Genomic DNA, 13848 nt, shown 5'->3' on the forward strand with positions numbered 1-13848 from the left:
CTTCCTGAGGCTCGCCGCGAGCATGGACGTTTACTTTCTGATTCTGCCTGACATACATCTGATGGATCTGTCCGGCCCTGTACAGGCGCTGGCAGACTGTAACGAGCTGCATGGCGAACGGTTTCGCTGCCACTATGTCAGCCACCAGAGAACGATTTCAAGCTGGCAGGGCCTGACGCTATCCACCATGTCGCCCTTGCCAGAGCAAGTGGCACCCGGGAGCCTTGTGTTTATCCCGGGCATGAAACTCGGTTCAAACCACATCGATCAGCTTGCGTTTACCGAGGTTCTTGAGTGGCTGCGGCGGATGCACAGCCAGAACGCCAGGCTGATCGGTGTTTGCACGGGGTCCTTTATCCTTGGGGCCGCCGGGCTCCTTGACGGTCGCCGGTGTACCACCCATCACCGACAGATCCAGCGCATGGCGAATGAGTTCCCTGACGCTCTGGTGCTGCGGGAACGCATGTTCGTGAATGACAATGGGCTCTACACGTCTGCCGGGGTCAGTGCCGGTATCGACCTGACACTGCATCTGATCAGCGAGATCGTTGGACCGGAGGCCAGCGTCTCCGTTGCCCGTGAAATGGTCGTCTGTAGCCGGCGAATGGGGGACGATCCGCAGATTTCGCCCCAGTTCCGTCACCGTGAGCATGTCCATCCAACGGTTCATGAGGCCCAGGATTACATTGCCCAGAACCTGAGTAGGGCGCTGACGGCGGAGTCCATCGCCTGCCACCTGAAAATCTCCGCGCGGCATTTCCAACGTTTGTTTCTCAAGGCAACAGGCCTGACGCTAAAACAGTATGTGAACGAGCAGCGCATCGAGAAGGCCCGGCAGCTCCTCAAGTCCACGAATCATTCAATCGAACTGGTGGCTGAACTGGCAGGCTTCCAGAGTTCGAAAACCTTCCGGGATACCTGGGTCAGGAAATTCGGCTATCCCCCGAGCCAGTCCCGTTCATCCACCCGCAAGGCTCTCAACCATCACGGTCATTGAGGGGGAGGGTGCGCTGGGTCAGTGTACGCTTGAAGAACTGACCGACTTCGTACAGTGACCGTTTGGTCGCCGTTACGTCGTGCTCAATGCGCACCTCGCCACCTTTGCCTCTGAACGCGTACGGGTCGAAGAACTCGGCGGGCGGGCCGGCACGGTCAAACGCGTGTGTTGCGCCAACCAACGACACCTCTGTCACTCTCTCCCTGTCGGGTTCGGGCAGCGAACTCACCAACGATTCACAATCGTCCGGGCGATCGTACTGGTCTCTGGTGCCTGAAATCAGAAGCACCTCTTTTACCGCCACTTGCCTGAACTCGTAGCCGGGGACTTCGTTATATCCCCAGCACACCGGGTACAATGCGGCAACGGATTCAAATCCGGCAACCTGCCCCGACGCCGTCAGCATGCCCACGACACCTCCCCAGGAAAATCCCATCAGCCCAATGCGATTGGCATCAATCTCCGGACGGGAAGCCAGGTAACGGAACGCCGCTTTGGCGTCAGGCAGGGTATTTTTAACGTGCTTTGGCCGATCAAGCCCTCCTGACATACTGCGAGCCGACCACATATCGATCTCCAGTGTCGCGATGCCCAATTCATTCAGCTTCTGAGCGTAGGCGGGGCCCCGTGAATCCACGCCACCGGAACCGTGGACTATCACAACGGCCGGCTTTTTTTCACGCTCGGTGACCGGAACACTCAACCTGCCCGCAACGGTATGCCCGGTGGCTACGGGAAAGGCGACGAAATAGTAGTCAGGCGGGGTTTCGAGCCCATGGATTTCGGCATGGGCTGCAGAGACCATGAGGGTGAGACAAAGAACCACGAATCTGAACATCATGCAGAGACGACCTCCCTCTGGCAGATCTGAGCAAGCGCCTGTTCAAGGTCGGCAATGATGTCGCCTGGAAACTCCAGCCCGACTGACAGTCTTATCAGCCCCGGCGTGATACCCGCCTTCAGTTTTTCCTCGTTGCTGTAGCGGCAATGAGTTGTCGACCACGGGTGGGTAACCATGGTCTTCGCATCGCCGATGTTGGTGCATTTGGCGATGAGGGCGAGGCTGTCCATAAACCGCCAGGCGGCATCCTGACCGCCATTGATTTCCGCGCTGAGCAGACCGCCATGGCCCGTCTGTTGGCGATCCACCAGATCGGTATCGACACGGGTGGACTGGCCCGTGTAGTTAACCTGGTTAATGTCAGGATGATCCTGCAGCCATCTCACCACATGCAGTGCGTTGGTTTCGTGCATCACCATCCTGGCATGGAGGGTCTCCAGACTCTTGGACAGCAACCAGCCATCGAACGCGCTGAGGCACATACCACCGCTACGCAGCACGTTCTTGATCGGTGTCACCAGAGTACTGTTGCCGGCTACCGCACCGCCAACACAGCGGCCCTGGCCGTCGATGTACTTTCCTGCAGACTGAACCACCAGGTCAGCCCCCAACGTCAGGGGTTTCTGGTAGATGGGGGAGAGTATGGTGTTATCGACCACCAACAGAACCCCGGATTCTTTGGCGAATCTCGACAAAGCCTGAATATCGGCGACTTCCATTGTGGGGTTGCCGGGCGTCTCCAGTATCATCATCCGGGTGGTAGGAAGAATGGCCTCACGCCATGCCGCCGTAGCCGTCAGGGGGAGACGCGTGCAGGAGATGCCGAACTGCGAGAAATAGTGGGTGAACAGGTGGGAGGTCGAACCGAAAATACCGTTTGCCAGGAGTACGTGGTCGCCCTGTTTCAGGTAGGCCATGGCAATGGCCAGGTAAGCCCCCATACCGGAACTGGTTGCGACCGCGTCTTCCGCTTTTTCCATGATGGCGAGCCGACGTTCGAAATTCCTCACCGACGGATTGGTAAATCGTGAATAAACGTTGCCCGCCTCGCGATTGTTGAACCGGTCGCTCGCCTGCTGGGCAGACTCAAAGTCGTACGCGGATGTTATGTAGAGCGGTTCCGAGTGCGCATCCTGGCCGTCTGCAAAAGGCCGATGCAAAGCTTCGGTGGTTTCGTGAGAATGGGTCATAACGATTCCTTTCCTTTACCATGGCGTGACATCATCGATTGCCAACAACAGCCTGTTCAATATTGCCATCCGGCTCCCGATCTCCCTGACTGTCGGTGGCGCCTTTCAGCGCCAATGCTGCACCCACGGCCAGCAGGCAAAAAGCCGTCACGCCGAGCGTGGTCATTGTGTAATCACCCGTCAGGTCGCGCGCAAAGCCACCGAGCCAGGCTGTCAGGAAGACAGCGACCTGATGAACACTGAAGAGCAAGCCGAACATCTTTCCTTTGATCCGGGCGCCGTAACAACGCAGACACAGCATCGAGGTGAGGATCACCGTGCCCATGTAGGTCAGCCCGAAGACGACGGCGAAAAATATGAACAGAGAAGGGGAGTTCGCCACCGAAAGCATCGCCAGGGACAATGCACGAACGGCGTACAACATAGCGAGCAAACGTGCTGAATTTAATCGCCCTGCGATGTAGCCAACGACCATCGCGCCGGCCAGCTCAAATACCCCCAGCACGCTGAGCATGATGGCCACGGTGGACGTGCCACTGCCGGGCAGCGACATCGTACGTTCCTGGATTAACGGGACCAGATGGATATCGATAAACGCCATCGACGAACCGCAGCCCGCGAAGCTCACGGCCAGCAGCATAAACAACGGCTTCTTCAGGTGGTCGATCACCGTATCGGAATCCGGCTTCTGCCCGGATACGGCACCCTCAGCCGGCACCACAAACACTCGGGACACCAGAAAGACGGGCAAAGCCACCAGCAGGGCGAAGGCAATGGCGAGATAATTCGCCAGGTCCCCCCAGGACATCCAGCTATTCAGCCACACCCAGAGCGGAGAGAGCACAATGAAGCCGATAGCAACGCCATTGCTAACCACCGCGAACGCCAGGCCTTTGTGTTTGGCCGGGAAAACCCGGTCAATCAGCACGCCCACCGGCACAAAGGTTAATGCGGCAAACGCGTAAGCGGCCACGATTCCGTAGGAAAACAGAAACCAACCGTACTCGCTGATGTTGCCAAGCATGAAGAACGCCAAGGCCGCCGCCGCTCCACCGGAGAGCAGGCAAGGGTAGGGGCCGAACCGGTCGCAGAGGGCACCGACAAAAGGAGAGAAAATGCCCAGACACAGTCCGAACATCGCACCAGATAATGCAAAAGCGCCCCGGCCAAGGTCGAAGAACTCTGCCAGATCGCGGAAATAGATCTGGTAAGCGCCCTTGATCCCGGAGCTCAGAAACATGACGAGGAAGCCTGTCAGCAGAACGCTCCACAGCATGCCCCGTCGGGTCAGTCTGCCATGGTCATGCATAAACAGGCTCAACAGGCTGAATGGTGTCGTAGATGCCCTGATACATGCCGTAGAAAAGCTGGCAGGTATGGTTTACCGCGTGCAGAGCTTCCTGCTGCATCACTTCGGTGGTGCAGAGATCCGCAACCAGATCCAGGCCCTGCTGGACATGCCCCACGTCTTCTTTCTGGTGAACCGAAAAGAACAGCATGTCTGACTCTTTGAGACCAAAGACCCGGCCGAGAATCGTGTGCCGTGCCTCTTCGCCCAGTGTTTCCAGGTTCTGGCCCTCACTGGCCACCAGCACGGCCGCCGCACCAATGTGGTAACGGTCCGTGTTGGTACAGGCTTCCATCCTGAAATCTATCAGTTCCTGAGTCGGGGGAAGGGCGACCGCCGCATCCCGTTCCTGGTCAGTGATTCCCAGTGCTGCGGTGAAGTCCTTCATTAAATCGACGTGGTTTTTGGTGCGGGACAGCCTGCCGGTTTCCTCCTCGAACATGTTGAAAAGGAGCCGCCGCTTGTGCTTTTCGAAGGGACAGTAAAAGAAGAGGTGTTCGATGTAAGTCAGGAAATGCTTGGTGAGCTGGTACCCCTGAAGCGCGGTTTTCTTCAGCAATTCTTTATCGGGGTTGTTGGCATCCAGTAGCAAAGCGAACAATGGATGGCTGAGGGTCAGATTGTGATGAAGCGTTTTCTCCAGGTCATCACGAAAGTCGTCTCGGGATCTCAGCATACTAAACTCCTTATAGTACTAAACACTGTATTGAGGGATGTTCTTTCGGCCGATTCGCAGCCGCTTATCGAGATCAGAAACCGATTGATGCATGAAATGCCCGGGGTACGAATAACCTTCGTAGCGTGAGTAATCTCTTAATACACCGAAGGTTTCGAAACCCCAGTGAGACCACAACCGGTGGGCCGCCGAGCCTTCTCTGACATCAAGCGTCAGACGTTGCACTCCGATTTGTTCGGACCGTTCTACGATGTGCCGGAGCGCGTCCTTCAACAGTCCTTTTCCGCGGTAGGCCCGATCAATGGTGCCTTTCTGAAGATCCGCCATATGCCTCATCGTCTGGAACGACTGCTGGCGCAGCAGACAGGTGAGCACAATCTTTCCCTTGACGGTTCCAATCAATAAATGGCCATCATGTTCCAGCGTGTGCTTGAGGCTTTTCAGGTAACTGGCGCCGGCGCTCTCGTCCGTATCTCGGCCAATGCCCAGAATGGATTCATCCTCGGCGGTGGTTTTCAGTAGGTTCCAAAGATCCCCACCGATCAAATCGATCAATAAAGGGGAGTCGATCCATGAGTAAGTTATCTGCATTGTTAGCTCCTTCCGTGGAACCAGTATGGCGGCAGGAAGGTGGTGAAAGTAGGCGGAAAACGGACATGAAAACGGCGGGAAAAGGACTTGGTGAGAGGAGCTTTAGGAATACGTCGAATCTGCTTTCGGTTATCTGGCCGTGGGCTTTATCATACACCGTTTAACATAATATACATTATGCGCAGTACAGTATGGGGTTTTGGGGCGATTCGGCCAACAAGTGGACGACAACACAAAGCGCTAAACAATCACCACAAAAAGTCCTGAACTTCAACACAAAGCCCTACACTTGTCGTCCATCGGATCCCATAGAGAAAACTGGGAACATGAATGCGCGGCAAACTGTACAAATAATAGCCAGTTCCCGGGAGCGACGATCAGGTGTAATTTTAGTGGGGGCGTAAAATACTGGCCCTCAAACTCGTTAGCAAGGAAAGGAGCTTATTATGAAAGCACTTACCTGGCATGGCACGCATGATGTTCGCGTCGAAAATGTCGCTGACCCTGAAATCCAGGAATCACGCGACGCCATCATCAAAATCACAGCCACCGCCATTTGCGGCTCCGACCTCCATCTGTACAACGGCTTGATGGGCGGTATGCAGGAGGGGGATGTGCTCGGTCACGAGTTCATGGGCGAGGTCGTGGAAACCGGCAGCGAGGTACCGAATCTCAACAAGGGTGACCGCGTGGTAGTGCCCTTCACCATTGCGTGCGGCAGCTGTTTTTTCTGCCACCAAAGCCTGTACTCGCTGTGCGATAACTCCAATCCCAACGCGGATATGGCTGCCGAAGCGATGGGTCATTCCCCCTCCGCCTTATTCGGCTATTCGCACATGCTCGGAGGCATACCCGGGGGACAGGCCGAGTACGTGCGAGTGCCTTACGCTGACATCGGCCCGCTCAAGGTCGAATCCGACTACACCGACGAGCAACTACTGTTCTTGTCGGACATCTACCCCACTGGCTACATGGGCGCGATCAATGCCGACATCGTCCCCGGCGACACCGTAGCTGTCTGGGGCTGTGGCCCAGTAGCGCAGTTCGCTATTCGCAGCGCCTGGATGCTGGGCGCAGGGCGGGTGATCGCGATTGACCGTGTACCTGAGCGGCTGAAGCTGGCTGAAGAAAAGGGCGGCGCTGAAGTCATCAATTTTGAGAAGGAAAACGTCTACGAAAAACTGTTGGAGATGACCAAGGGCTACGGCCCGGATCGCTGCATTGACGCAGTGGGTGCAGAGGCGCACGGTGCCGGCGACCCGGAGGCCGAGCCTCGTGATCCCGATTCAAGCGAGGCCAATCATCCGTTTGCCATCAATGAAATGATCCGTTGCTGCCGCAAAGGCGGGCAGCTGTCTCTCCCTGGCGTTTACACTGCTCCGGTGGACGGTTTCATGCTCAACGCGCTGATGAACAAAAGCCTGTCGGTCAAAAGCGGCCAAACCCATATGCAGCAGTATATGGCACCGCTGCTCCAGACAATTGAACAGGGGCTGATAGACCCGTCGTTCATTATTACCCACCGAGAAAAACTGGCAGACGCCGCGGCTGCCTACGAGCGTTTCAATACCAAGTCCGATGGCTGCATTAAAGTGGTTATGACGCCGTGATGTCACTACGACAACTATTTAAGACGACGAGTAGTCATGTTGACGTCAGCTAAGACTGGGGGGGGCGGTGCGGTCGCAAAGGGCACAATTTCGGTAGGACTCTGAGCAAACTGTGTGATCGAAGGAAGCGGCATCCAACGAGTGCTGGCGAAAACAGCATTAGCTAGACCTTTTTCCAACACCGAATACCCGAGCGCGCTCGGCAACCTGATCGGCGCCCAGCAGGCAGCTAACCATGGAAGCCAGTCATGGGTTAACGGGGACTCGCCCGCGTCTCACGCGGACGATGTCAGCCATGATAGCCAGCGCAATTTCGGCGGGCGTTTTACTTCCCAGATCGAGGCCGATTGGCATGTGAATGCGATCACTCTCCGACTCGGTCAGCCCGCCCGTGCGACGCAGACGATCAGCCCGGGCCTGAGATGTGCGAACCGAGCCCATGACTCCGATGTAGCCGGCAGTGGTTTTAACGGCTGCCATCATGGCCAGATCATCAATTCGCGGATCGTGGGTCACGGCCACCACGGCCGTGGACGGCGTACACGTGCCGGGTGATGCAATATAGAGCGAGGGCAACTGCGGAATAAATTCAACTTCCCCAGGCAGATTAAGATCGCGGGTGACCTCTTCCCGTGGATCGCACAACACCACCTGATAACCGAGGCTGATGGCAAAATTGGCGCAAACCTCTGCCACCGTTGAATAACCGGCCAGGATCAGTTTTGCGACTGGACCCACCCGCATCCGGACGAGCTCTTCGCCTTCATCCAGGATGACACGTGGACCCGTTGCTGCGGCAGGTTCAAGCCGATTTTTGCCATCCGTGAGGCTCACCTGTCGCTCGACTTCCTTTTCACCGCCGAGGGCTCCCAGGACTTCCCTCAGATGGGCCAGGTTCTCATTGCTGGCTGCCATTCGCTCCACCAACACTTCCAGAATGCCACCACAAGGCAAGCGAACACGGGCGTTTTCGGGGCCACCGTCAGATGCGCCATAGCGCACGATAACGGCCGGAAGTTGATACTCGCCATCGACCAGGCGTGCCAGAAAATCCTCCTCAACGCAGCCACCCGAAAGTGAGCCCAAATGCCGCCCGTCAGCGGTGGCAACCATGAGTGATCCCGGCTCCCTGGGCGACGAGCCGAAGGTAGACACCACCGTGCACAACCAGATCGTCCTATCGTCCCTGAGCCATTCAATGGCCTGTTCAACTACCCGATAATCCAGGTTTTGCATAGGATTCAGCTCACCTGTAACTGAACGCCAACGGGAAGACGTCTGATGCGTTTTCCGGTGGCCGCACAAATTGCATTACAAAGTGCCGGGGCGACCGGCGGCAGGCCAAGCTCCCCCACTACACCCATGGCGTCATCGGCCATGGCCTCAATGGTGGTGATCTCCCCTTGGGCAGCAGATACGGGTGTCACGCAGGAGCGCAGCCCGTTTACGGTCAGTCTAATCATCAATCTCTCTCATCCAAGTGGCAAATTCACAATCACTATCACGCATTAGTGTCACCTTTATAAGTCATCCGTCAGGTTTATTCCCAATAGAACAAGCCGGATGCCTTGCCCAGAATTTTGGAGGAGCGGTAAGTTTGACTCGCCTTTTCCATCAGTCCGTAACACACGTGCAGCGGCAGAAGATGCTCTTCCCGGGGATGACAGAATCTCGCATTCGGGGCCTGCTCCCAATGGGTCAGGCGATCAGCGCGCTGCGTTTCCGGAATCCCCGAATCGGTACATACATCATACAGCCAATCCTGGAAAGCCTGGTTTCGGGCGTCTGCTTCTGCAGAACCCGCCGTAAAAAACTCCGGCATGTTGTGAAAAGAAAAACCGGAGCCAATCACCAGCAGATTGTTATAATCCAGCGCCTGCAGCGCCCTGCCAATTGAGATGTGTTCCGCCGCATCCAGATTGCTCTTCAGCGACAATTGCACGCACGGAATGTCGGCATCCGGGTACATCAATTTCAATGGCACGAACAGGCCATGATCAAACCCGCGCCGGTCCTCCAGTTGCGCCGGAATCCCCGCCCGCGTGAGGGTCTGAACTATCTGGCCCGCCAACACCGGCTCTCCAGCACAAGGATACTCGATCCGGTAGGCCTCCGCTGGAAAGCCAGAATAGTCGTAAATCAGCGAGGGATTCGGGTGCGCTGTCACCGTGGGAACTGGCGCTTCCCAGTGCGCGCTGATCACAAGAATGGCGGACGGCCTGCTGATTCTCTCTGCCATTTCGGTCAGCTGACTGACCATTTCCCGGTGGCCCGGATCGCCTAACAGAGGCAGTGGCCCACCGCCGTGAGAGAGAAACAAAGCCTCAATAGCCTTAGTCATACTGGGTCCTCATCCCGAGCCTCCCAGTTGGGAGAGGCCCGGCTAAATTTCAGATTGTGACAAATGTGAGCGTCAGGCAACCGCCCGCTGACGAGCGGCACCGCCACTCAGGTAACGAAGCAGGACGTTATCCATGGCGAAGCGTCCGCCTCCCTGAATAACAAACGCTACACTCACGACAAAAAGAGTCAGGGCGTACTCGTATCCGTTGTTGGACATGAAAAGACCGTTACCGATATGCACCGCCAATATTGCCACCAGCATTGCAATGGCGTTGACGAATGCCGCGGGGCGAGTCAGAAAACCCAGCGCGAGTGCAAGGCCGCCAAAAAACTCGGCGCTGCCAGCGAGCAAGGCCATCAGATAACCGGGCTCAAGTCCAATGCTGGCAAGCCACTGCCCGGTACCATCCAGCCCATACCCGCCAAACCAGCCAAACAGTTTCTGAGCCCCATGGGCGGCGAGAATCAGGCCAACCGGGACCCGAAGGATCAGGGCGGCAAAGCCGGCATTGGAAGAAAGCAGTTTGTTTACAATGTTCGTGTTCATCAGGCTCACCTCGAGTCATTGATCCATGGGTTACCGAAGTAGAATGCCCGGCGTATGAACACACTTTACTATCGCCAAAGATCGCAACTAAGATGGGAAACGTTGTTTAATTATCAATGATGCATTGTTAATTGACCCCAACTTGCAGGAGAAAACAAGGCGATGGACCGAATCAATGCAATGCGCGCTTTTATCCACGTGGTGCAGGATGGCTCCTTTACCAGGGCTGCAGACCGCCTGGACACCTCACCGCAACTTGTCAGCAAGTATGTATCTCAGTTAGAGCAACACCTTCAGGTTCGCTTGATGAACCGTACCACTCGACGAGTCAACCTGACGGAAGCCGGCTCCCGCTACTTCGAAAGCGCCCGTCAGGTGCTCGCCGACATTGACGATCTTGAGAGTCAGATCGGGGATCTTCAGCCAGAGGCCTCGGGCCTGCTAAGGGTCAGCGCGCCGGTATCCTTTGCCATCCATCACATGGAGCCATTGCTTCGAGGGTTTCGACAAGCTCATCCAGGCGTAGAAGTGGATTTACAACTGAACGACCGAAAGGTGGATATTATTGAAGAAGGCTTCGACATTGCTCTACGGATCGGTCGCCTGAAAAGCTCGTCGCTGATTGCCAAGCGAGTGGCGCCGGTGCACCTGGTGTTCTGCGCATCGCCGGCCTACCTTCAACAATACGGCGAACCCCAACGCCCGGAAGACCTTCAACACCATCAATACCTGCATTACAGCTACCTGGATTCAAGCGCCATCCCGGCACTCCATAAGTGGTTCTCCGGTAGCAACAGCGCCAGACGCGTGATGATGAGCAACAACGGCGACGTGCTGGTGTCCGCCGCGACCTCAGGCGCCGGCATTGTGCTTCAACCCACCTTCCTGACCGGTCCCGCGATTCGTGAAGGCAAGCTGAAAGTTCTTTTGCGGGACTACGAGCCAGAGCCAATGGCTCTTTACGTGGTGTACGCCCATCGCCAGTTAATCGCCAGCAAAGTCCGCAGTTTTGTGGACTTCATTGACGGGCATTTCGGGAGCCCACCCTACTGGGATAAAGGTTGCTAGCTTGTGTAATCCTACTACTCAGCTTGGCCGGCTTCGAGTCAGCCCTGCCGGCGGGAAATGTTGCAGCACAAGCAGGACCTTGGCGAGGATTTGAGTGATCGTCTAATACACTCCTAGATAACACGCTTGAATTTCGGAGTTAGTTTGAATTTACGCGAGGTAGCGGGTGCTGTTTGATAGGGCTGCTCACGAAACCAGAAATTACAGGCCCATTTTTCCCCAGTCAGTACCGGCATACCGCCATGCAGGCTGTCGGGATGGCGGACATTGCTGCCCTGCTGACAGTTGTGAAACAGCAGCATGCGGCCTTTTCGGGCCCTGATTTCCATGTCCAGATTGGGAAAGGAAGTACCGCCACCCTGCTGCGGGTCATTGAGATACATCAGACAGGTAATCAGGCGTTGCCCACCCCGGGCCATGCAACGCTGGCCACGTTCAGTGTCTGCATCCCAGGCATCATAATGAGGCGCGTACTGCTGACCTTCACCATAGTGAACGACTTGCAGGGATTCAGCGTACTGAAGCGGCAAACCAACTACATCGGCAACACGCAGGGCCAGATTTTCGACAATTGCGTTGTAGCCATGGGGTATCCAGCAATTACTGCCGGTCCGGCCCGGGCTTTCGATTCCGGCTTTTGCAGCACTGACCACGGCCTGCTTCAATTGGGTTCGTGCGGCGCTGACCAGCTGTTCGACTTCCCTGGGCTCGAGAAAGTCCTCGAAGACCACAATCATGGGGTCTTCGTTCACCTGGTTTCCGGTTTCGTAGAAATCTCGAAGGCGAGTATTCATTGTAGAAACGAGTCTAGTCGATTCAAACCCTTTTAGAAATTCTTCAACCAATATGCCGATCACGACGAACAGCTATAGTGCGACGACCCACCAACCTCAAAGAGCTCCCGCGGCTTCAGCCTGTAGTATTTCTGCTCCACGTCTTTCGATTGCTCAGCATAGGGCTGAGTCATAACGTCCTGCAGTTCCCGCACCAACGCGTAGTTCCCCGCTGCAGCCTGCTGATAGGCAGGCACGACGAACCATTCCCTCAGACTGTACTTTGGGTTGACCAGCTTCATCTGACTGGAAAGCGCCTCGGCAGAGCGAGTCTGAGTGAGCGATTTCCATTTTGTGAGCCACGATGACCAGCGCTTGTCCATGCCTGCAGGGTCTGCTGCGTAGGTTGAGCCGTTGTAAAAACTTTGTTTCAGTGGGCCAATGTCGTCTGGCAACCGCGAGAGTTCCCGGAAAAACAGGGTGTAATCAACGGGCGTTTGCATCATCAGCGTTGCGAGCTCGCTGAACAGGTCCGCGTCGAACGCCTCAAGCCCAAGTTTGGCAGCCCACATCTTCTCCAGCTGTGCCTGCATCACCTTCATAAAACCACTCTGAATCTCGTCAAGCTGCTGCAGGCAGTCCTGATGCGCAGCCAATAACGGCCGCAACGCTGAACAAAACGAGTGGAAATTTCGCTCTGCCGCCCTTGGTTGGTTGAGGAACGAGAAGTGTTGGCCGCCACCCGTCCACGGTTGGTAACGCGGATCAAACACATCCATGAATCCAAAGGGGCCATAGTCAAGCGTGAAGCCACCCGCGGCACAGTTGTCGCTGTTGAAGTTACCCTGACAGTAGCCGACACGAATCCAGTTCGCCACAAGTGACGTCAGCCGGCTGCGGAATTCACGTGCAAGCAGAACCACTTTTTCGGCGGTGGCCAGTGACTGGTCGATAACGTTGTTGTACTCACGATCGATCAGGTGCAAGACGATCTGCTCCAGCTCCTCCATCGCCTGCGGATGTTCCTTTTTGCGAGCGCGACGACTAAAGAGCTCGAGCTGCCCTACCCGAATGAACGACGGTGCAACACGCGTCGAGATGGCAACGGGATCGGATACAAGAATATCGGGATCTATCGAGCGTGAGCCCTCCGAATACCATGGCCGCCTGACTGTCTCGGTTTTCGACACGTACAGACTCAAGGATCGTGACGTCGGCACACCGAGCGCATGCATGTGCTCCTGTGCGAGGAACTCCCGCACACTGGAACGCAGGACGGCCCGTCCGTCGGCGCCGCGGCAATAGGGTGTGCGCCCTGCCCCTTTCAACTGCATTTCCCAGCGCTGCCCGTTGATGACGCCCTCAAATACCGAAATTGCGCGGCCGTCGCCGTAGCCGTTGCCCGTCTGGAACGGGCATTGCTGGTAGAACTCGGTACCGTAGATGGAGAGTGCGTAGCCACACGCCCACCCCACGTGGTGCAGGGGTTCCGGAACCTGGGACAAATCGCCGGAAAACATGCGGATGAAGTCGCTGGACTGCCCCATGCTGTCATCGAAACCCAGTTCGTTAAACAGCTCTTTGCCGTGCGCGACGTATTCGGGGGTTTCAATTGGCGTAGGCTTGACCGGGACATAGTGGCCCGAGACGACCTGTCGCGGCGCGTGATCGGCTCCATTTGCTTTCGCTTCAGGGTCGCAGTTGAGCGTGTCCATGAGCGAATAGTCTGCCAACGTCGCGAGATCGTCGAGCGTCGCCACGTTGTTGGGCGTTTCCCTGGACGGTCGCTTTAGCATAGGGGCTCCTAATGCGTTGGTTCGATTATGAGCAACAGTGTGAGTCTGCATGCCGTCAGTTAGATTAT

The 13848-nt window shown here is 56.3% G+C and carries 13 protein-coding genes and 1 pseudogene; 3 read left to right on the forward strand and 11 right to left on the reverse strand.

Annotation, left to right across the window (positions count from 1 at the left end; all coding sequences use genetic code 11):
• Nucleotides 1-22 precede the first annotated feature (22 nt).
• Nucleotides 23-997: a GlxA family transcriptional regulator gene (locus tag DYI22_RS01455; RefSeq protein WP_213476251.1), complete on the forward strand. Its 975-nt coding sequence runs from the start codon at nt 23-25 to the stop codon at nt 995-997.
• Here DYI22_RS01455 and DYI22_RS01460 read toward each other — a convergent pair.
• The 5 genes from DYI22_RS01460 to DYI22_RS01480 are packed head-to-tail and all read right to left on the reverse strand — an operon-like array spanning nt 978 to nt 5643.
• Nucleotides 978-1838: a dienelactone hydrolase family protein gene (locus DYI22_RS01460; RefSeq protein ID WP_213476252.1), complete on the reverse strand. Its 861-nt coding sequence runs from the start codon at nt 1836-1838 to the stop codon at nt 978-980. The two genes, DYI22_RS01455 and DYI22_RS01460, sit on opposite strands and share 20 nt — an antisense overlap.
• A complete protein-coding gene (locus DYI22_RS01465; RefSeq protein ID WP_213476253.1) occupies nt 1835-3028 on the reverse strand; it encodes an aminotransferase class I/II-fold pyridoxal phosphate-dependent enzyme in 1194 nt (397 codons plus the stop codon). The genes DYI22_RS01460 and DYI22_RS01465 overlap by 4 nt, the downstream gene beginning before the upstream one ends.
• Nucleotides 3029-3059: 31 nt before the next feature.
• Nucleotides 3060-4304: an MFS transporter gene (locus DYI22_RS01470; protein ID WP_213476254.1), complete on the reverse strand. Its 1245-nt coding sequence runs from the start codon at nt 4302-4304 to the stop codon at nt 3060-3062.
• Nucleotides 4305-4329: 25 nt separating this feature from the next.
• Nucleotides 4330-5052: a TenA family transcriptional regulator gene (locus DYI22_RS01475; RefSeq protein WP_213476255.1), complete on the reverse strand. Its 723-nt coding sequence runs from the start codon at nt 5050-5052 to the stop codon at nt 4330-4332.
• A gap of 18 nt (nt 5053-5070) precedes the next feature.
• Nucleotides 5071-5643 carry a GNAT family N-acetyltransferase gene (locus DYI22_RS01480; protein ID WP_213476256.1) on the reverse strand — a complete coding sequence of 191 codons (573 nt, stop codon included), beginning with the start codon at nt 5641-5643 and terminating at the stop codon, nt 5071-5073.
• Between the two features lie 446 nt (nt 5644-6089).
• Here DYI22_RS01480 and DYI22_RS01485 point away from each other — a divergent pair, with 446 nt between their 5' ends.
• Nucleotides 6090-7253 carry a zinc-dependent alcohol dehydrogenase gene (locus DYI22_RS01485; RefSeq protein WP_213476257.1) on the forward strand — a complete coding sequence of 388 codons (1164 nt, stop codon included), beginning with the start codon at nt 6090-6092 and terminating at the stop codon, nt 7251-7253.
• Between the two features lie 246 nt (nt 7254-7499).
• On the opposite strand, the gene DYI22_RS01490 is transcribed toward DYI22_RS01485, so the two are convergent.
• The 4 genes and pseudogenes from DYI22_RS01490 to DYI22_RS01505 form a co-directional block, all read right to left on the reverse strand.
• Nucleotides 7500-8489, reverse strand: coding sequence for an XdhC family protein (locus tag DYI22_RS01490; protein WP_213476258.1), 990 nt, complete (start codon nt 8487-8489; stop codon nt 7500-7502).
• Nucleotides 8490-8494: 5 nt separating this feature from the next.
• Nucleotides 8495-8617 (reverse strand): annotated as a pseudogene (locus tag DYI22_RS17395) (hypothetical protein); the annotation flags it as partial.
• Between the two features lie 176 nt (nt 8618-8793).
• Complete coding sequence (locus DYI22_RS01500) at nt 8794-9594, reverse strand: DODA-type extradiol aromatic ring-opening family dioxygenase (protein ID WP_213476259.1); 801 nt, start codon at nt 9592-9594, stop codon at nt 8794-8796.
• Between the two features lie 72 nt (nt 9595-9666).
• The gene (locus DYI22_RS01505) at nt 9667-10143 is read right to left on the reverse strand and encodes a DoxX family protein (protein ID WP_213476260.1); all 477 of its coding nucleotides are present in this window, start codon (nt 10141-10143) and stop codon (nt 9667-9669) included.
• 162 nt (nt 10144-10305) lie between these two features.
• On the opposite strand from DYI22_RS01505, the gene DYI22_RS01510 reads away from it, so the two are divergent.
• Entirely contained in the window at nt 10306-11211 is a 906-nt protein-coding gene (locus tag DYI22_RS01510; RefSeq protein ID WP_213476261.1) for a LysR family transcriptional regulator, read from the forward strand.
• Nucleotides 11212-11324: 113 nt separating this feature from the next.
• Here the strand turns inward: DYI22_RS01510 and DYI22_RS01515 are convergent, their stop codons facing one another.
• Both DYI22_RS01515 and DYI22_RS01520 read right to left on the reverse strand, forming a co-directional pair.
• The gene (locus DYI22_RS01515; protein ID WP_213476262.1) at nt 11325-12056 is read right to left on the reverse strand and encodes a prolyl hydroxylase family protein; all 732 of its coding nucleotides are present in this window, start codon (nt 12054-12056) and stop codon (nt 11325-11327) included.
• Nucleotides 12057-12064: 8 nt separating this feature from the next.
• Nucleotides 12065-13780 (reverse strand): protein adenylyltransferase SelO, encoded by a 1716-nt coding sequence (locus tag DYI22_RS01520; RefSeq protein ID WP_213476263.1) that lies wholly within the window; start codon nt 13778-13780, stop codon nt 12065-12067.
• Between the last annotated feature and the right edge of the window lie 68 nt (nt 13781-13848).

It is taken from the genome of Marinobacter lipolyticus (assembly GCF_018424605.1).
GTDB classification, from domain to species: Bacteria; Pseudomonadota; Gammaproteobacteria; order Pseudomonadales; family Oleiphilaceae; genus Marinobacter; species Marinobacter lipolyticus_B.

Bases quoted from the DNA above. Each gene is read 5' to 3' on its own strand.
- DYI22_RS01455 (WP_213476251.1), top strand. From the start codon at position 23: ATGGACGTTTACTTTCTGATTCTGCCTGACATACATCTGATGGATCTG.
- DYI22_RS01460 (WP_213476252.1), bottom strand. From the start codon at position 1,838: ATGATGTTCAGATTCGTGGTTCTTTGTCTCACCCTCATGGTCTCTGCA.
- DYI22_RS01465 (WP_213476253.1), bottom strand. From the start codon at position 3,028: ATGACCCATTCTCACGAAACCACCGAAGCTTTGCATCGGCCTTTTGCA.
- DYI22_RS01470 (WP_213476254.1), bottom strand. From the start codon at position 4,304: ATGCTGTGGAGCGTTCTGCTGACAGGCTTCCTCGTCATGTTTCTGAGC.
- DYI22_RS01475 (WP_213476255.1), bottom strand. From the start codon at position 5,052: ATGCTGAGATCCCGAGACGACTTTCGTGATGACCTGGAGAAAACGCTT.
- DYI22_RS01480 (WP_213476256.1), bottom strand. From the start codon at position 5,643: ATGCAGATAACTTACTCATGGATCGACTCCCCTTTATTGATCGATTTG.
- DYI22_RS01485 (WP_213476257.1), top strand. From the start codon at position 6,090: ATGAAAGCACTTACCTGGCATGGCACGCATGATGTTCGCGTCGAAAAT.
- DYI22_RS01490 (WP_213476258.1), bottom strand. From the start codon at position 8,489: ATGCAAAACCTGGATTATCGGGTAGTTGAACAGGCCATTGAATGGCTC.
- DYI22_RS01500 (WP_213476259.1), bottom strand. From the start codon at position 9,594: ATGACTAAGGCTATTGAGGCTTTGTTTCTCTCTCACGGCGGTGGGCCA.
- DYI22_RS01505 (WP_213476260.1), bottom strand. From the start codon at position 10,143: ATGAACACGAACATTGTAAACAAACTGCTTTCTTCCAATGCCGGCTTT.
- DYI22_RS01510 (WP_213476261.1), top strand. From the start codon at position 10,306: ATGGACCGAATCAATGCAATGCGCGCTTTTATCCACGTGGTGCAGGAT.
- DYI22_RS01520 (WP_213476263.1), bottom strand. From the start codon at position 13,780: ATGCTAAAGCGACCGTCCAGGGAAACGCCCAACAACGTGGCGACGCTC.